This window comes from Kitasatospora sp. NPDC004745 (assembly GCF_042873275.1).
Classification (GTDB): domain Bacteria; phylum Actinomycetota; class Actinomycetes; order Streptomycetales; family Streptomycetaceae; genus Kitasatospora.
Window position 1 is genome coordinate 1 of the sequence record NZ_JBIALK010000016.1, and the last position, 17,118, is coordinate 17,118.

Below are 17,118 nucleotides of genomic sequence, written 5' to 3' on the forward strand. Positions count from 1 at the left end.
GGTGTTTCACCGGTCGGCGGGGGGTGTCCGGGGGGGCGGGGGGGGGGGGGGGGGGGGGGGGGGGGGGGGGGGGCGGGGGGGGGGGGGGGGGGGGCGCGGGGGGGGGGGGCGGGGGGGGGGGGCCCGCCGGCCGCACCGGGTGTTCGGAGCCGCGGGGCGCGATGGATTGGACGCACGGTCCAGGCCCCCGACCGGGACCGGGACCGGCTCGGACGGTACGGCCGGTTCAGGTGGTGAGCGGGGGCCGGTAGACGGTGAGGGCGGCGCGGGCCTTGGACAGCCGCAGCGCGCCCTTGGCGGGCACGCTCTCGCCGTCGACGGCGATGCGGTCGGCGTCGCCGAGGGAGTCGAGGTCCAGGGCGCCGAGGCGGACGGACTGGTAGACGCGGGAGCGGTGCAGGGTGCCGGTGAGGAAGGCGGCGACCAGGCGGGTGCGGGCGAAGGGGTGGCCGGCGTCGACGACCCGGATGTCGAGGTGGCCGTCGGCGAGGGCGGCGCGGTGGGTGGGGGCGAAGCCGGGCGGGTCGTAGGCGCCGTTGCCGGCGAACAGCAGCCACAGCCGGCGGGGCCGGCCGCCGGCGTGCACGGTGACGGGTTCGGCGCTCGGCAGCAGGCTGGCGACGGCCGCCGCCAGGGCCGGCCACTTGCCGATGCGGCCCTCCAACTTCTCGCGCCGGCGGACGAGTTCGGGGTAGATGCCGAGGCTGAAGGTGTTCACGAAGACCCGCACCTCGGTGTCGTCGGCGGCCAGGCCGAGGTCGACGGCGACGGCGTGGCCGGCCTGGACGGCGTCCGCGGTGTCCCGGTGGGTGGTGGCGCCCAGGTCGAGGGCGAAGTGGTTGAGGGTGCCGCCGGGGAAGACCGCCAGCGGCAGGCCCCGTTCGACGGCGAGGGCGGCGGCCAGGTTGACGCTGCCGTCGCCGCCGCACACCCCGAGCGCGCCGCCGGCCCCGGCGGCGCGCTCGGCGGCCCCGGCGAGCATCGCCGCCAGGTCGTCGTCGGGCCCGCACAGCCGCACGTCCGCCTCGGGCAGCAGGGCGCGCAGCCGGGCGGCCTCCTCCTCGGGGTCGGTGCCGAGCGGGGAGCCGTTGCCGGAGCCGGCGTTGACCACCACCGCCAGGCCGCGCCCGCCCGGCAGGGCCGGGGCCGGGCGCCGGGCCGGGGCGGCGGGCGGCGGCACGTCCACCGAGCGCGGCCACCAGCGCAGGGTCAGGACGGCGGCGGCGGTGCCGAGCGCGACCCCGGCCAGGACGTCGCCGGGGTAGTGCACGCCGGTGTAGACGCGCGAGAGCGCGACCGCGGCGGCGACCGGGGCGACGGCGGCCCCCAGCAGCGGGGACTCGATGGCCACCGCGGTGGCGAAGGCGGCGGCCGAGGCGGAGTGGCCGGAGGGGAAGGAGGTGGTGACGGGCTGGCGCACCAGGCGGCGCACCGCGGGCACCGGGTCCAGCAGCGGGCGGGGCCGGCGGGTGGCGTGCTTGGCGACGGTGTTGGCGGTCAGCGAGGCGAGGGCGAGCGCGCCCAGGCCCCGCAGGGCGGCCCGGCGTCCGCTGCGCCCCCCGGTCGCGCCGAGGACGGCGGCGGTGCCCGTCCACAGCGCCCCGTGGTCGGCGGCCCGGCTCAGGGCGCGCAGCCAGGGGCGGGCCCCGTGCAGGGGGGCGGCGGCGAGGCGGTCGAACAGGGCCCGGTCGATGGCGTCCAGTCGTGTCATCCGCAGCTTCATTGGGTGAGCCTAGGCACGGGATGGGGTGCGGGGCCACGGGGCGGGTGGGCCCGGGCGTGTCGGGGGCGGCGCGGAGACGTAATGACGGTGCGTCAGATGTTCGGGGTGTCAGTCGGGTTGGCCGGCACGGGCGGTGATGTTGCGGGCCATGGCGCCGAACACCAGGGTGTGCAGGGGGGCGATCGACCACCAGTAGAGGTGGCCGGCCAGTCCGTGCGGGTGGAACAGCGCCCGCTGCTGGTAGAGCGCGCCGCCGTCGCCGTCGGGGGTGACCCGCAGTTCGAGCCAGGCCAGGCCGGGCAGGCGCATCTCGGCGCGCAGCCGCAGCAGGCGGCCGGGTTCGATCTCCTCGACGCGCCAGAAGTCGAGCGCGTCGCCGACCCGCAGCCGGTCGCGGTCGCGGCGGCCGCGGCGCAGGCCGACGCCGCCGGCCAGGCGGTCCAGGAGCCCGCGCAGCGTCCAGGCGACGGGCAGCGAGTACCAGCCGTTCTCGCCGCCGACGCCTTCCACCACCCGCCACAGGGCGGCGGGGTCGGCGGCCACCCGGCACCGGCGCAGGTCCTGGTAGAGGCTGCCGCCGGCCCAGTCGGGGTCGGTGGGCAGCGGGTCGCTGGGGGCGCCGGGCGGGGAGGCGGAGGACCAGCGGGTGGCGACCTGGGCGTCCTGGATGCGTCGCAGGGCCAGTTCGACGGCCCGGTCGAAGCCGGTCAGGCCGCCGGGCGGGTCGGGCACCCAGCGGGCGATGTCGTGCTCGCGGCACACCACCTCGTGGCGCAGCGACTCCACCAGGGGGCGGGCGAGCGAGCCCGGGACGGGGGTGACCAGGCCGACCCAGTGGCTGGACAGGGCCGGGGTGAGCACCGGCACCGGCACGATCAGCCGTGGGGGCAGGCCGGCGACCTCGGCGTAGTGGCGCATCATCAGGCGGTAGGTGAGGACGTCGGGGCCGCCGATGTCGAAGGGGCGGTCGACGTCGGGGGGCAGGGTGGCGGCGCCCACCAGGTAGTGCAGGACGTCGCGGACGGCGATCGGCTGGATGCGGGTGTCGACCCAGCGGGGGGTGACCATCGCCGGGAGGCGTTCGGTGAGGTGGCGCAGCATCTCGAAGGAGGCGGAGCCGGAGCCGATGATCACCGCGGCCCGCAGTTCGGCGGTGGGGACGCCGCCGGCCCGCAGCAGGCGGCCCACCTCGGCGCGCGAGCGCAGGTGGGCGGAGAGGTCCCGTTCGGCGACGCCGGCGGGCAGCAGGCCGCTGAGGTAGACGATGCGGTGGGTGCCGGCGGTGCGGGCGGCCGCGGCGAAGGCCTGGGCGGCGTGCCGGTCGAGGGCTTCGAAGCCCGGTCCGGTGCCCAGGGAGTGGATCAGGTAGTAGGCGACGTCGATGTCGTCGAAGGCTCCGTGCAGGGTCTCGGGGCGGGTGACGTCGCCGGCGACGGCCTCCACCTCGGGCCGCCAGGGCTGGTCGCGCAGCCGTCCGGGGTCGCGGGCCAGGCAGCGCACGCGGTGGCCGGCGGCGAGCAGTTCGGGCACCAGGCGTCCGCCGATGTAGCCGGTGGCGCCGGTGACCAGGCAGCGCAGCGGTCGCGTCGGGGTCGGCTCGTCCACCTGCGGCTCCTCTCGTGCGGTCCCCCGGGAACGGCGTGTCCCCGGGCCCCGCCAGGCCCGGGGGCGCCGCCCGGGTATTCGGAGCGGCCGGGGCCGGGGATTGGGCGGGGGCCGGGGGTCGGGGGTCTGGGTCGGGGTCGGGGTCGGGGTCGGGGGCTGAAGGGCTGGAATCGGCCCCGGGGACGGGTCCGGGCTCCTAGGGTCGGCGTCATGTCGAGTCCCGAGCTGGAGCGGATCAACGCCTTCCTGTCCACCTTCGCCCGGCACCAGGCCCACCGCACCGTCGACGTGCCCGGTGGGTTCGCCGTCTTCGACGACGACTTCGCGCTCTCCTACGCGAACAACCAGCTGGTCGTCGACGGGACGCTGCGGACGGTCGCCCCCGGAGCGCTGCCCGCCCTGGCGGACGAGGTGCTGGGCGGGCTGCCCTACCGGGTGCTCTCTGTCCTGGACGACGAGGTCGCGCGGGCGTGCGCGCAGCCGCTGGCCGGGGCCGGGTACGCGCACTCCCGGTACCTTTCACCCCGATCGGCCACCACCACGCCTTCCAGCGCACCTGACCCCGCCGGCCGGTGACGGCGGGGCGGGGTGCCCGAGCTGGCCGCGCCAGGGCGGGTCACGGCGGGGCGGGGTGCCGGGCGGCCCGGTGGCGCAGGGCCAGCAGCGTGGCGAGGGCCAGGACGGCGGCGGCCTGGGCCCAGGCGGTGAGGGTCTTGTCGGTGAACCAGACGGGTTCGTACATGTTCGGCAGCGGGCCGAGCTCCCCGACGTCCACGTAGCGGTAGAGCAGGAGGGCGGCCAGGCCGGCCGCGGCGACCACCAGGGCGTAGAGGTCTCCGGCCCGGTGGCGCCAGAGCAGGACGAGGAGGACGGCGAGCGCGGCGGCGCCGGCCTCGATGCGGAACAGGGTGCCCTGGCTGATGCTCGCGGAGACGGCGTCGTACTGGTCGGCGAGGCGGGCGTGCACGGCGGCGTCGACGGCGAGTCCGGCGGCCGCGACCAGACGCAGGAGCAGCGGCAGGAGCCTGGGGGGCGGGGCGGGGGTGGCCACGGTGGCGGCGGGTTCCTTCCGGGTGGCCGGGGTCAGGAGACGGTGAGGGTGCCGTGCATGAACGGGTGGATGGTGCAGATGTAGGGGTGTGCGCCGCTCTGCTGCGGTGCGGTGAGGGTGGCGGTGGCGCCGGGGGCGATGGTGCCGGAGTCGAAGCTCTTGTCGTCGGCGGTGAGGGTGTGGGCGGTGCTGTCCTGGTTGGTGACGGTGAAGGTCGTGCCGGGGGCCAGGGTGAGGGCGGCGGGTTCGAACTGGAAGTTCCTGATGGCGACGTGGGTGACGCCGTTGGCCTGGCTGGGCGAGGCGCTCGGGGAGGTCGCGGCGGCGCTCGGGGAGGCAGCCGTGGTGGCCGGGGACGGCGTCCCGGCGCTCGGGCTGCCCGTCGCCGCGCTCGGGGAGGCGGCCGCGGTGGTCGGCTGGGCGGGCTTCGTCGAGGAGCTGGAGCAGGCGGCGAGGACGCCGGCCAGCAGTAGTGTGCCGGCGGCGCGGGACAGGCGGGGGACGGTCACGGCGGTGCTCCGTTCGCGGGGGTGCGGGGTGTCGGGCAGTCGGGCAGTCGGGCGGTGGTGGTCGGACGGTGGTGGTCGGGTCGCACGGGCCGTCTGCCGTCCGGTGGTTCCTTCCGTCCCCGTCCCGGTCCGGCCGCCCCGTCGCGTTCCTTCGATACCGTCGGACAGCCGCCCGCCCGCCGGACCCTGACGGGCGGTGAATTCACCGGCACGGGTGAACGCGCCGGGGCAACCCGGCCCCGTCCGGCACCCCCGGGCGGCCGAACCGCCGCGTCGTCGGCTGCCGGCCCGCCTCACCCGATCGGGGGTCCTCCGGAGGTCGCACCCGTCCGGGGGCGGGCGGCGACCGAATGCGGAGTGTGGGCGATGCGGCGGGCGGCCCCCGTGGCCGGTAGGGGCCCGGCCGCCGAGGCGCTCACCGGCACGGCGCCGTCCCGCTCCCGCCCCCTCCGCCCCGCGGACGGGGCGCGCGCCGGACCCGGACCGCGGTCCCCGACGATCAACCCCCGGTAGTCGGGGACCGCACCCTGCTCCCCCGCCCCCGGGCGGCCGGAAACGCCTGTGCCCCGCCGGGGGCCACCCGGCGGGGCACAGGCACCGACACCCGCGATCCGACACCACAGGGCCGTTCTCCGGCCCGGGAGGGCGACCGCCGCGTCGCACCGGCGGCGGCCCGGCCGCCCGCACCCAGCAGCGGACGGCCGGTCCCGGAGCCTCACGGGGGCGGCGGACCGTCTCGTCCGGGGAACGGTCCGGAGCCCGCACGGCGCCGGGGCGCCTTCCTGCTCCCTGATTCGTCGCCGGGGCCGGAGCGGATTGCCCCCGCCCGTCGGATTTCGTGGGTCCTCGCCCGCGGTCCGGGCGCCTTCGTCCGCCGGGCGCCTTCGTCCGCCGGGCCCCGACGGACGGCTCCGCGCGACGCCGGGGCGTCGGAGTGCCGCGGTGCCCGGATCGCGGCGCGTCGGCCGGGCATCGCCCGGTACGGCCGGGTGCGCGTCGGCGGGCCGCCGGGCCCGGGGTGTCCCCGGGCCCGGTCCGGCGACCCTCGGCGTCAGGGAGCACCGGCCTCGAAGCCCAGCGGCCACGGACCCGGTACCCCGAAGCCCGGCGCCTCGAAGCCCGGCGGCCCCGGACCGGGCACCCCGGGGACCGGATCGGCCGCCAAGGCGCGCCCTGCCGCCGTCAGCCCCGGCCGCCGCCGGCCTTCAGCACCTGGGCGGCGGCGACGCCCGCCGCGCTGTTGCCGTGGCCGCCGCCCTCGACCTCGGCGGCCACCGCCAGGTCGCCGCGGTAGGCGATGAACCAGCTGTTGGTGTCCTTGCCCGGGCCGGCCTCGACGGTGCCGGTCTTGGCACCGATCTGGCCGGTCAGTCCGGACATCGGGGCCCGGGCGGTGCCCTGGGTGGCGGTCTTGGCCATCATCGCCCGCAGGCCCTGGGCGACGCCCTCGGGCAGCCGGCCGGGGGCCGTCACGCGCTTGACGTCCGTGCGCAGCACGGGCTGGCGGAACGTCCCGCTCTGCACGGTGGCCGCCACCGAGGCCATCGCCAGCGAGTTGACCTGGATCCGGCCCTGGCCGATGTAGGTGGCGGCCGCCTCGTCCCCGTTCCTGGGCACCGGGATGGTGGCGTCCCGGCTGGGGATGCCGATGTGCCACTCCAGGCCGAGGCCGAACTGGTCGCGGGCGACGCTGGGCACCGTGCCGAGCTGCAGCTTCTCCAGGCCCTTGTCGATGAAGCCGGTGTTGCAGGAGCGGGTGAAGTCGTCGGTGAGCGTGTAGCCGGGGAAGTCCCCGGGCTCGTCGTTGTGCCAGAGCTTCGGGGAGGCGGTGGTCTCCTTGCACGGTGCCGCGCTGTCCGGGCTCAGCCCGGCCTCCAGCAGGGCGGCGGAGGTGATCACCTTCATCGTCGAACCGGGTGCCTGCCCGCCCCCGACGGCGCGGTTGAAGCCGTCCTGCGAGGAGTAGGCGATCGCCAGGATGTTGCCGGTGCTCGGCTGGACGGCCACCAGCGAGGCCGGCTTGCCGCCGGCGGCCTGCTGCTTCACCGCCTCCTCGGCGGCCTGCTGGAGACCGGCGTCCAGGGTGAGCCTGACCTCGGGGGCGCTCGGCGGGGTCAGCACGAACAGCTGCTCGGGCTGCCGCGCGCCCGCGGCGTCCGCGATCACCACGGCCTGCCCGGTGACGGCGGACGCCCCGTCGGCCGGCGTGATCTGCGGCAGCACCGTGCGCAGCGAGGGGAAGGCCTCCAGGGACTTGCCGTTGCGGTCGACCGGCTTCACCACCGGGGTGGGCAGCGGGCGCAGGGCGATCGTCTCCCCCGGGTCCAGGTGCGGGTGGAGCACGTTCGGCGCCCACCGCACGACGACCCGCCCGTCCGCCGCCCGCACCACGCTCAGCGCACCGTCGTACTCCCAGGCGCCGGCCGTGCCGTCGAACTCCGCCTTCGCCCGGAAGGCGAGCGCCGGCTCGCTGGGCGTGCCGGAGGGCGCGGGGCCCGTCCCGGTCAGGGTGAAGGTGCGGGCCTTGACCGTCTCGCGGAAGGACGCCAGTGCGGAGCGCGCGGCCTCCTGGCGGTCGGTCAGGGCGGCCGCGGCCGCGACGTCGCCGCGGCTCCAGGCGGCCAGGAACTCCTTCGCCACGGCCGCGGCCTGCTCACCGGTGGGCGGCGGCTGCGCGGAGCGGACCGCGGCGGTGGGCTCCTGCTGCCGGGAGTCGTCCGCAGCGGTCCCGCCGGTCACGGCGCTCACCAGGTTGTACGCGCCGATGCCCCCGGCCGCCAGCAGCCCGGCGAACGCCCCGCCGAGCGCGACCATCCACACCCGGCGCCCCGCCGAGCGGCGCGGCGCCGGCCCGTCCCCGGTCCCGTCCCCGGTCCCGTCCCCGACGGGGGTGACGTCCTCCGCCTGGTCCGCGTACCCGGGGTGGGTGTGCGCTCCGTGGGCGTGACCGCCGTACCCCTGGTCCCCGTACCCCTGAGCCGCGTAGCCCTGGTCCCCGTACCCGTGGGCGCCGTACCCGACGTCCGTCCGGTCCTCGGCCATGCTCCTGTTCCCCCCGTGAAGTTCCCTCGTCGTCAGCCCGAGCCGGCCTCCCCGCCCCGCCGACCGAACACCCGGCCGACGGTCCGGGGATCGTTCGGACCCGTCCCAGCGTAATAGGGCCCACCCACAGGCCACCCCGCACCCCCACAACTCCCACACACCATGTAGACCGGTCTGCATATTCCCCGGCCGCACCGCCGCCCGGCGACCCTCGGGGCGAACGCCCGTGCCATCCTGTGGCGGTGCTGCTTGCGAGTCATCAGTCCGCCGTCGAGCTGCGGCCCTTGCGCTACCAGTTCTCCGCGACGAGCGGCGATCCCTACGACGACAACTGGCTCGTCATCCAGGGCCAGGTGACGACGCCGTCCGGCCGGTGGTCGTTCCAGGACCCGTCCCTGCTGACCGACGAGTGCCGCGGCCTGTCGCGCTGGCTGCGCGCCGTCGCCGCGGGCAGGGTGGCCGTGACCGTGCCCGACCCGGACGGCGAACCGTCGCCGAGCCTGACCTTCCTGGAACCGAACCTCGCCTTCAGCCTGGCCGGGCGTTCCGGCGGCCGGTCGCTGCTGCACGTCCACCTGTCGCTGGAGGCCGCACCTCCGTGGCAGTGCCAGGACGGGGACGGGAGCGACGACGAGGACGAGGGCTTCGACCTCTACCGGTTCGCCGTCGAGCTGGACTGCGGCGACGACGCACTGCTGCGGGCGGCCGACGCATGGGACCGGGACCTGTCCCCGTTCCCGTCGCGCTGAGACGCCCCTCGCGCCGGTGCGCGGGAAGTCGACCCGGCCGACTTCCCGCGCGCCGAAGCCCCCGTCCACCTACGGAAACTCGCTGCAGGACCGGTGGACTTCGCCGCTAACCTCCCACCGGTGGACTCCCTTCTCGATTCGATGATCTCCTTCGCGGCCACGGGTGAGATCGGCCCGTTCAGGCTCGGCATGCCCGGCGGGGAGGCGGACCTCCTGCTGGGCGGCGGCACCGCCCTGGGCGCCCCGGCGGCGGTACGGCCCGCCGAGGACGGGGACGCCGGCGTCAAGGACGGCAGCCTGGAGGTGTGGGCCGGTCCCGACGGGCTGGTGCACCTGCTCGGCTTCGACGCGGTGGACACCGCGGGCAGGTTCGCAGCCCCCTCCCGCGCCGGCACGGCGGGCCGCGGGGCCACCGGGTCGACCGAAGCGACCGAGGTGATCGAGGCCCCGACCCGCGAGGCGGTGCTCGACGGGCTCCGGCGGACCGGCTGCCGATGGCGGGACGACGACGCCCTGACCTTCGACGACCAGCTCGCCGTCCGGACGCAGGCCGGGGTCTCCGTGGTGTTCAGCCGCCCCCGGCCGCCGGCCGACGGGTGGGTGCTCGCGAGCCTCTACCGCTCCGCCGACCGCCGGTGACCCCCGCGGCCTCCACCCGGCCCGCCTCGCCCACCTCGCCCGCCTCGCCTGCCTCGCCTGCCTCGCTCACCTGGTGAACGTGATCACCAGCGGGTCCGAGTCCGACGCGATGTAGTCGTACGTCTGGTACTCGACGTGGCAGTGGGCGGTGGCGTCGGCCTCGACGGCGAAGTCCTCGATGTTCTCGGCGAGCAGGTCGAGGGCCTCCCGCCCTCCCCGGATCCACAGGACCGGGCCCTCCGTGACGATCGAGGCGCCCTCGCGCTCCGGATCCTCCCGGAACGCGAGCTGCGACAGCGACCTCTCGTAGGGAGAGGGGTTCCCGCTCTCCGCGAGGTCGCAGGTCCCCGCCGCCCCCCGCAACTGCCGCCCGAGCGCCAGGAGCGCCGGGCGCGTCCCGGAGAGTTCGGTCTCCCCGCACTTCCCGTCGTACAGAACCTGCAGCACCACAGCTCCCCCGTCGTCGACGGCCCGCACCACGCGGCACCGGAGATCCGCGGACCGGCCACCGCCCGTCCGGCGGGGCCTCGGCCCGAAACGCACGAGAAGTCGACGGAGCCGACTTCTCGCGCCGCCTTCCCGCACCGACAGCTCAGCGCGGGCGCAGCCCGTCGAAGACCACCTCGAAGATCCGCTCGCGGGCCTCCCGGTCCGGGCCGAGCTGCTCCATCGTCGCGCCGACGCCCACCAGCAGGGCGATCAGCTCCGGCAGGCCCAGCTCCGGGCGGACCGCCCCGGCCCGCTGCGCCCCGGCCAGCAGTTCGGCGAGCTGCGCCCGGATCGCCCCGCTCGACTCCCGCAGGGAGGCGTGCGCGTCCACCCCGGCCGCGGCGAGCGCCTGGGTGAACTCGTCCTTGCCCGCGGACTGGTCGATCACCAGGCGGAAGCCGTCGAAGAAGGCCTCGGCGGGCTCGGCACCGGCGGTCAGTTCCGCGGTGCGGGCGGCGATGGTCTCGAGCCGGCGGACCATCACCGCCTCCAGCAGGGCCTCCTTGGTCGGGAAGTGCCGGAAGAGCGTGCCGACGCCGACCCCGGCGGCCCGGGCGATCTCCTCGGTCGGCGTGGCGACGCCACGGGTGGTGAACACCTCCGTGGCGACGTCCAGCAACCTGGCGCGGTTGCGGGCCGCGTCCGCCCGCAGCGGGCGCTCCTGAGCGCCGGTCATGCCGTCCACCCTCTTCCACAGATCGCGACGGTCCGGCGACGCCACCCCTGGACAAGCGGAGTCGCCAGTCCGTATCGTCGAAACGGAGTTGCTAGTCCGATTCCAGCGACGGATCGTACCGGAGGTTGATCATGTCTGAAACGCGGTCACCGCGCGAGGCCTTCCACGCCCTGCTCGACGGCATCACCGCAGGACGGCTCACGGAACTGGGCGGGCTCTACGCCGAGGACACCGTGGTGGAGACCGCCCTCGCCCCCGTCGGGCCACGCCGGTTCGAGGGGCGGGCCACGCTCGAGGCGCGGTTCGCGGAGGTCGCCGCACACTCACCGCTGCAGCTGACCCCGAAGAACGTGCTGGTCCGCGAGACGGACGATCCGGAGGTGGTCGTCGCCGAGTGGGACTACGAGGTGTACAACCGGGTGAGCGGGCAACGCTTCGAGGCCGCCAACGTCCAGGTCCTGCGGGTGCGCGACGGACTGATCGTCCACAGCCGCGACTACCACGACCACCTCACCCTCGCCCTCGCCACGGGCACCCTCCCGGACCTGGTGGCAGCCCTGGAGGCCGTGCCGCACCCGGCGGCAGGCGAGTGACGGCCGGCCCCACTCCCCCCTCGGCGCCGAATATGTAGACCGATCGACATATTCCTCCCGGGCTCCCAGGGGAACGAGGACCCCAGGGGGCGAGGGCCTGCCAGGAGAGCGGCGCAGGAAGTCGGCCGGTCCGACTTCCTGCGCGCAGCGGACGCGGCGTCAGCCGAGCTGCCCGGTCGGCCGGATGGTGATGTGGTTGATGTCGACGCCCGCGGGCTGGTCGAGGGCGAAGGCGATCGTGTTCGCGATCTGCTCGGGGGTCATCGTCGGCGAGGCGTCGGGGGTGCCGCCGCGCTCGTCCCAGAACGGGGTATCCACCACCCCGGGGGCGACGACGGTCACGCCGACTCCGTCCTTGCCGACCAGCAGCCGGGTGTTCTCGGCCAGCGCGTGCGCGGCCCACTTGGTGACCGAGTACAGGTTGCCGGGCGTGTTGCGCACCCCGGCGACCGAACCGATGATCACGATCCGGCCCTTGGACTCCCTGAGGTGCGGCAGGGTCTCCCGCACCAGCAGGGCCGGGCCCAGGACGTTGGTGAGGACCATCGCGCGCATGTCCTCGGGCGCGTGGCTCTCCAGGTTGCCGGGCAGCGAGAAACCGGCGTTGGCGATGACGTTGTCCAGCCGGCCCCACGCGTCCACCACGCGGCGCACGGCGGAGGCGACGTCGTGCTCGTCGCCGGCGTCGCCGGTGATCGTCAGCAGCCGCTCGCCCGCTCCGGCCGAAGCCGCGAAGGCGGCCAGCTTGTCCGCGTCACGTCCGGTGACGGCCACGCGGTGGCCCTGCCCGAGCAGGACGCGGGCGGTGGCCGCACCGATTCCGGTCGAGCCGCCGGTGATCAGCGTGACGGGTTCCATGGGGCGGCCTCCTCGGCGATACGGGTCATCGGGGCTCCCGCAGCGTCCTGGACGTCCGCGAACGCGCGGTGGCGCGTCACGTCGACGGACTCCCGCCGTCGGCCCCCCGAAACGCCTGCACTATACCCAGCGGTCTTCCCGCCGTTCCCGTGAACGGCGGGTCGCCCGGCTACGGCCACGGGTAGCCCAGCCGCCCTCGCCGGGCGGTGGGCAGACGATGGTCAGACGGAGCAGGTCCGGTTCCGTGGCCATCGGCAAGGGATCGCCGAGCCGGCCGCAGCTGTCATGTGAATCCGCGCGGCCTCCACTCCGACGATCCCGGGGCGGACCGTCACTCCTGGGCCGGATATCCGCCCGGATATCCGATCTGGGCGGCGTCCTCCGCCAGGTGGGCAATGTCCGGTTCCGGGTTCAGCAAGGACACGACGTGCCGGGTGAGAGGGCGCAGGGCGTAGACGTGCCGGACGGCCGCCATGTCGACCGCCACCTCGTAGTACTCCTCAGCGAACCGCTGATACGCCTCGGGACGGCCGTCCAGCAGTACGTCGAACAACCACTCGGCGCTGCCGTCGTCCTCCACGCCCTCCGGCAGGGGCTCGACGGCCCCTGCCCTCCACGCACCGTCGGATCGTTCGCGCCAGAAGCACACCGTCGCCCGCGGTGTCCCGTGGTCGCTGAAGGCGGGCTCCGCGACGTGCGCGCGGAGTGCCTCCGGCACCCCGTCGAACAGGCCCGGCCACGGCGCCGGAGGTGTCACCCGGTACGGGGTCATCGGCGACTCGTGATCGAAACCGCGGGCATAAGCGCCTGCCGGTGAGAAGACGATCGAGTACTCGTTGCCGGAGCCGTCGCGCATCGAGGCCATCTCCTCCGTCGGCGACCAACGGGAGTCGAACGAGAAGTACCGGTCCCCCCACTCCGGGCTCAGGATGGCGTCCAGCATCGCCATGGCACGGGAGCGGTCCCGGACGAGGGAGATCTCGGGCAACTGGCGGATCAGGTCAGAAACAGGCACAGCCACATCAAAGCCGATCCCCCTGACACCGCCTACACCGCCCGCACCGCCGAAGAGTGCACGCCGGTTCGCCGGCCCCACGGCCCGGGCGCCGAGGCTCACCGGCTCCGCTTCGACACGTCAGGAGCCGTCCGGGGCTTGCGGCGGCAGGGGTCAGCGGAGCAGGTTTTGCAGCTGGTCGAGGGCGGTGGGCAGGTCGCGGGGGTGCAGGGCGCCCGGGGGGCGGCGGGGGGCGGTCCAGCCGGGGCCGGCGATGAGGAGGGCGGGGTGTATCCGGGCGCCGTGCGGGCCCCAGCTGGTCTGGGCGACGCGACGGGCCAGCGCCCGGTCGGCGGTGCGGGCGACCTGGGACCACAGCAGCACGGCCGGCGGCCCGGTGCGCCGCACCGCCTCCAGCAGTGCCTCGGGCGGCAGCGCCGGGCCGAACATCCGGAACGGCAGCCCCCGTTCGGCCAGCCCGGCGGCCAGCGCCTCCAGCGGCAGGGCGTGCAGTTCGGTGGGCATGCCGGCGAGCAGGACGGCCGGCCCCTGCGGCGGCTCGGCCCGGTCGGCGGCGCGGCGCAGCGCGGCGGCGACGTGCCAGGACAGTAGGTGCTCGACCTCGACGTAGCGTTCGCCCTCGGTGGCCCACTTGCGGCCGGCGGCGCGCAGCGCGGGCATCATCACGTCCGTCCAGGCGGTGACGGCGCCGAACTCCTCGATGCTGCGGCGCAGGATCCGGGCGAGTTCGGGCGCGTCGAGGCGGACGGCGGCGCGGGCCAGGCCCCGGCACTCGGGTCGTACGGTGCCGACGGGCAGGGTGTGGCCGCCGGGCGCCGTCCCGGTGGCGGGCGTGGGCGTGGCGGACGTGGGCGTGGCGGACGTGGGCGTGGCGGACGTGGGCGTGGCGGACGTGGGCGTGGCGGACGTGGGCGTGGCGGACGGTGTCGGCCCGGCGGGCGGGGCCGCGACGGCGGGCGGTGCGGGCCGGTCGACGTCAGCGCCGGTATCGACGGCGAGGGCGAGGCGGGCGGCCTCGGCCGGGGTGACGCCACGGGCCGTCAGGCGGCACATCTCCTCCAGCACGGCGACGTCCCGCGGGCTCCACTGCCGGTGGCGCCCGGGGTCCCGGTGGGCCGGGCCGATGCCGTAACGGCGTTCCCAGGAACGGACGGTGGTCGGCGAGACGCCGAGCCGGCGGGCGAGGGCACCGGTGGTCAGGCTGGCCTCGGCCGACGGCCGGCCGACGGAGGCGGAGGCGGGGGCGGACACGTGCGCGAGCCTACGCCGGACGGGCCGGGCCGGTGCCGGGGCGACGCCCCGGGCAGCGGACCGGTGTCGGGGAGGCGGCCTGCCGACGCGCCGGGCCGCCGACGGCCGGCCCGGAGTCGGCCGCCAGCCGCCCGACCGGCCCGCGGACGGGCCCTCGCCCCGGGCCCGGCCATGCGTGCACCCGCACGGGACAGCGGGAGTGAGCCGGCCGCCGCAGGGGGCCTGCCGACCCGGGGTGCCCGACGGAGACCCGACCCGGTCCGGGCCCTGCCCCGGGACGACCGAGGACAGCGGCGGGGCGAAGGCGAGGACCCGGACGCGCCGGCCGGTGCACGACGCTCGCCGGGCGGGCCGGGGTGAGGGCGGCGGTGGGATGGGCACGGGCAGCCGCCGGCTGTCCGTGGCACCGGTGACGGACGGGGCTGGGGCCGGGGGCGGGAGTGGGCACGGGTCTACGCCTGGTGGGCGGGGGTGTCGGCGGCGAGTTGGGCGCGCAGGCGCAGCAGGGCGTCGCGGATGCGGGTCTTGACGGTGCCGAGGGGGGCGCCGAGGTCCTGGGCGGCCTGGGCCTGGGTGCGGCCGCCGAAGTAGACCAGCAGCAGGCACTCGCGCTGGACGTCGGTGAGGGTGGCCAGGGCGCGGCGCAGGCGTTCGCGTTCCCGGTCGCGTTCGAGGTCGCGTTCGACCTGGTCGGCGACCTCGTCGAAGACGGGGGTGTAGGCGCGCAGGGCGGCGGTGCGGTCGCGGTCGGCGGCGGCCTGGGCGGAGCGGACCCGGTCGACGGCGCGCCGGTGGGCGAGGGTCAGCACCCAGGGCAGGACCTCGCCGCGTTCGGGGCGGTAGCGGGCGGCTTCCCGCCACACCTGCCAGAAGACCTCCTGGGTGACCTCCTCGGCCTGGGCGCGGTCGCGCAGGACCCGCAGGACGAGTCCGAGCACGGCGCCGGCGGTGGCGCCGTACAGCTCCTCGAAGGCCCGTTCGTCGCCGTGGGCGACGCGTGCGGCCAGGGTGCGCAGGGCGGCCCGCCCGCCGTCGCCGGGGGCCTGGTCCGCGGGCGGCCGGGTGGCCGGGCGGTCGATCAGTGCTGTCACGGTGCCGGTTCCTCCACAGTGCGACCGTCGCGTAGTGGAGGTCCGGAGGGCTACTCGCATCGTTTGCGCATCGTTGTGGCGGGACGCACGGTGGGACGCCGCGGACCCGGCGGGCCGACGGGCCCGCGGGGTCACCGTGGGCATGGCGGGCCTCCCGATGGTGTCCGGCGGACGGTGTCCGGCGCAGCAGGACGGTGCCTGATGTTCGGTGCCGCCGCCGGAACGGATGGGAGGGCGCCCCGGGCCGGCCCGGCGAGGAGGGGCGGGACCCGGGCGGGGCGGGACCCGGGCGGGCGGGGCGGGTCCAATCCACGGCGCCGGGCGGATCCGAAGCACGTTTCGACCGGTGCGCGACGCGGTGCGCGTCCCGGCGGACCGTAGAAGGCACCGTAGAAGGAACCGCAGCAGGACCCCGGAAGGACCACAGCAGGACCCCGGACGCGCAGCGCGGCCCGCGGGAGGAACGAGAGGACGGCCCGCCATGGGAACGGGACGGGAGACCGCCGCCGAGGTGATCGTCGTGGGGGCGGGCCCGGCCGGGCTGGCCTGCGCGCTGGACCTGACCGCGGCCGGGCGGGACGTGCTGGTGCTGGAGGCCGGGGACGAGGTCGGCGGCCGGATGCGCACCGACGTGGTGCAGGGGTTCCGGCTGGACCGGGGGTTCCAGGTGTTCAACACCGCCTATCCGCAGGTGCGCCGGCGCGTCGACCTGAAGGCGTTGCGGCTGCACCCGTTCACGCCCGGTTTCCTGCTGGCCGGCGGGCGCGGCCGGTTCCCCGTGGTGGATCCGACCCGGCGCCCGGGCCTGGCGCTGGAGCTGCTGCGCCCGGGCGGGGCGGTGCCGCTGCGTGACGTGCCGGCGCTGGGGCTGCTGGGGCTGCGGGACGCGGTGCTGCCCGCCGGAGTGCTGAAGCGGGCGCCGGACGTGAGCACCGCGCGGGCGCTGCGGGCGGCCGGGGTGTCGCGGCGCACCGTCGAGGGGGTGCTGGGGCCGTTCCTGGCCGGGGTGTTCCTGGAGGAGGGGCTGGAGACGTCGAGCCGGCTGTTCCACCTGGTGTGGCGCAGCATGCTGCGCGGGAGCCTGTGCCTGCCGCAGGAGGGGATCGGTGCGGTGCCGCGGCAGTTGGCGCGGGGGCTGGCGGCGGGGCGGGTGGTGTGCGGGGCGCGGGTGGAGCGGGTGGGGCGGCAGGAGGTGCTGCTGGCGGACGGGTCGGTGCTGCGGGCGGGCGGCGCGGTGGTGGTGGCGACCGGGATGGCGCAGGCGGCGCGGCTGCTGCCGGGGCTGCCGGTGCCGGCGGGGCGGGCGGTGACGACGTTCTACCACGTGGCGCCGGTGAGTCCGTTGCGCGAGCCGACGCTGGTGGTGGACGCGGATCGGCGGGTGCTGAACACGGTGGTGCTGTCGGAGGTGGTGCCGCGGTGTTCGCCGGACGGGCGGGCGCTGGTGTCGACCTCGGTGCTGGGGCTGGACGCGGACGAGGGGGCGGCCCGGTCGCGGGCCGGTGAGCTGTACGGGGTGGACACCTCGCGGTGGCGGACGCTGACGGACTACCGGATCGCCGATGCGCTGCCGGCCGGGCCGGCGCCGCTGCCGCTCAGCCGGAGCGCGCGCTGGGCGCCGGGGCAGTACGTGTGCGGGGACCACCGGGCCACCGCCTCGGTCCAGGGGGCGCTGGCCTCGGGCGCGCGGGCGGCCCGGGAGGTGCTCGCGGACCTGGCGGAGCGGGCGCCGGGACCGGCGCGGGCACCCGTTCCGGTGCCGGCACCGGAACGGCGCCCCGGCCCCGGGCGGGACGCGCGGTGACCGACCAGCCCCACCTGCCGGGC

At 76.6% G+C, this 17,118-nt stretch carries 16 protein-coding genes; 5 read left to right on the forward strand and 11 right to left on the reverse strand.

Features of this window, described 5'->3' with window-relative positions; translation table 11 throughout:
• Positions 1 to 226: 226 nt before the first annotated feature.
• Both ACFYUY_RS24075 and ACFYUY_RS24080 read right to left on the reverse strand, forming a co-directional pair.
• On the reverse strand, positions 227 to 1,723 hold the full coding sequence (locus ACFYUY_RS24075; RefSeq protein WP_387903509.1) for a bifunctional phosphatase PAP2/diacylglycerol kinase family protein: 1,497 nt from the start codon (positions 1,721 to 1,723) through the stop codon (positions 227 to 229).
• Positions 1,724 to 1,831: 108 nt separating this feature from the next.
• Positions 1,832 to 3,328, reverse strand: coding sequence for an SDR family oxidoreductase (locus ACFYUY_RS24080; protein WP_360207002.1), 1,497 nt, complete (start codon positions 3,326 to 3,328; stop codon positions 1,832 to 1,834).
• A 210-nt stretch (positions 3,329 to 3,538) separates the two neighbouring features.
• On the opposite strand from ACFYUY_RS24080, the gene ACFYUY_RS24085 reads away from it, so the two are divergent.
• Positions 3,539 to 3,904, forward strand: a complete 366-nt coding sequence (locus tag ACFYUY_RS24085; RefSeq protein ID WP_387903513.1) for a hypothetical protein — start codon at positions 3,539 to 3,541, stop codon at positions 3,902 to 3,904.
• 40 nt (positions 3,905 to 3,944) lie between these two features.
• On the opposite strand, the gene ACFYUY_RS24090 is transcribed toward ACFYUY_RS24085, so the two are convergent.
• The 3 genes from ACFYUY_RS24090 to ACFYUY_RS24100 form a co-directional block, all read right to left on the reverse strand.
• Positions 3,945 to 4,379 (reverse strand): hypothetical protein, encoded by a 435-nt coding sequence (locus tag ACFYUY_RS24090; RefSeq protein WP_360206997.1) that lies wholly within the window; start codon positions 4,377 to 4,379, stop codon positions 3,945 to 3,947.
• 32 nt (positions 4,380 to 4,411) lie between these two features.
• Positions 4,412 to 4,888: a cupredoxin family copper-binding protein gene (locus ACFYUY_RS24095; protein ID WP_360206994.1), complete on the reverse strand. Its 477-nt coding sequence runs from the start codon at positions 4,886 to 4,888 to the stop codon at positions 4,412 to 4,414.
• 1,182 nt (positions 4,889 to 6,070) lie between these two features.
• On the reverse strand, positions 6,071 to 7,930 hold the full coding sequence (locus tag ACFYUY_RS24100) for a penicillin-binding transpeptidase domain-containing protein (protein WP_387903516.1): 1,860 nt from the start codon (positions 7,928 to 7,930) through the stop codon (positions 6,071 to 6,073).
• A 242-nt stretch (positions 7,931 to 8,172) separates the two neighbouring features.
• Here ACFYUY_RS24100 and ACFYUY_RS24105 point away from each other — a divergent pair, with 242 nt between their 5' ends.
• Both ACFYUY_RS24105 and ACFYUY_RS24110 read left to right on the forward strand, forming a co-directional pair.
• The gene (locus tag ACFYUY_RS24105; RefSeq protein WP_387903518.1) at positions 8,173 to 8,679 is read left to right on the forward strand and encodes a hypothetical protein; all 507 of its coding nucleotides are present in this window, start codon (positions 8,173 to 8,175) and stop codon (positions 8,677 to 8,679) included.
• 120 nt (positions 8,680 to 8,799) lie between these two features.
• Positions 8,800 to 9,318: a hypothetical protein gene (locus tag ACFYUY_RS24110; RefSeq protein WP_387903521.1), complete on the forward strand. Its 519-nt coding sequence runs from the start codon at positions 8,800 to 8,802 to the stop codon at positions 9,316 to 9,318.
• Between the two features lie 66 nt (positions 9,319 to 9,384).
• Here the strand turns inward: ACFYUY_RS24110 and ACFYUY_RS24115 are convergent, their stop codons facing one another.
• Positions 9,385 to 9,765 carry a hypothetical protein gene (locus ACFYUY_RS24115; protein WP_360206984.1) on the reverse strand — a complete coding sequence of 127 codons (381 nt, stop codon included), beginning with the start codon at positions 9,763 to 9,765 and terminating at the stop codon, positions 9,385 to 9,387.
• 145 nt (positions 9,766 to 9,910) lie between these two features.
• Positions 9,911 to 10,483 carry a helix-turn-helix domain-containing protein gene (locus ACFYUY_RS24120; protein ID WP_360206981.1) on the reverse strand — a complete coding sequence of 191 codons (573 nt, stop codon included), beginning with the start codon at positions 10,481 to 10,483 and terminating at the stop codon, positions 9,911 to 9,913.
• A 131-nt stretch (positions 10,484 to 10,614) separates the two neighbouring features.
• Between ACFYUY_RS24120 and ACFYUY_RS24125 the strand changes: the two genes are divergently transcribed.
• A complete protein-coding gene (locus tag ACFYUY_RS24125) occupies positions 10,615 to 11,076 on the forward strand; it encodes a nuclear transport factor 2 family protein (protein WP_387903525.1) in 462 nt (153 codons plus the stop codon).
• Between the two features lie 159 nt (positions 11,077 to 11,235).
• Here ACFYUY_RS24125 and ACFYUY_RS24130 read toward each other — a convergent pair whose 3' ends face one another.
• The 4 genes from ACFYUY_RS24130 to sigK all read right to left on the reverse strand — a co-directional run bounded on the left by ACFYUY_RS24130 (position 11,236) and on the right by sigK (position 15,291).
• On the reverse strand, positions 11,236 to 11,934 hold the full coding sequence (locus ACFYUY_RS24130; RefSeq protein WP_387903527.1) for an SDR family oxidoreductase: 699 nt from the start codon (positions 11,932 to 11,934) through the stop codon (positions 11,236 to 11,238).
• Positions 11,935 to 12,265: 331 nt separating this feature from the next.
• The gene (locus ACFYUY_RS24135; protein WP_387903529.1) at positions 12,266 to 13,051 is read right to left on the reverse strand and encodes a hypothetical protein; all 786 of its coding nucleotides are present in this window, start codon (positions 13,049 to 13,051) and stop codon (positions 12,266 to 12,268) included.
• 51 nt (positions 13,052 to 13,102) lie between these two features.
• The gene (locus ACFYUY_RS24140; protein ID WP_387903532.1) at positions 13,103 to 14,200 is read right to left on the reverse strand and encodes a MerR family transcriptional regulator; all 1,098 of its coding nucleotides are present in this window, start codon (positions 14,198 to 14,200) and stop codon (positions 13,103 to 13,105) included.
• A 452-nt stretch (positions 14,201 to 14,652) separates the two neighbouring features.
• Positions 14,653 to 15,291, reverse strand: a complete 639-nt coding sequence (gene sigK, locus ACFYUY_RS24145; protein ID WP_387903535.1) for an ECF RNA polymerase sigma factor SigK — start codon at positions 15,289 to 15,291, stop codon at positions 14,653 to 14,655.
• 481 nt (positions 15,292 to 15,772) lie between these two features.
• On the opposite strand from sigK, the gene ACFYUY_RS24150 reads away from it, so the two are divergent.
• Positions 15,773 to 17,095: an NAD(P)/FAD-dependent oxidoreductase gene (locus ACFYUY_RS24150; RefSeq protein WP_360206965.1), complete on the forward strand. Its 1,323-nt coding sequence runs from the start codon at positions 15,773 to 15,775 to the stop codon at positions 17,093 to 17,095.
• Positions 17,096 to 17,118: the final 23 nt, after the last annotated feature.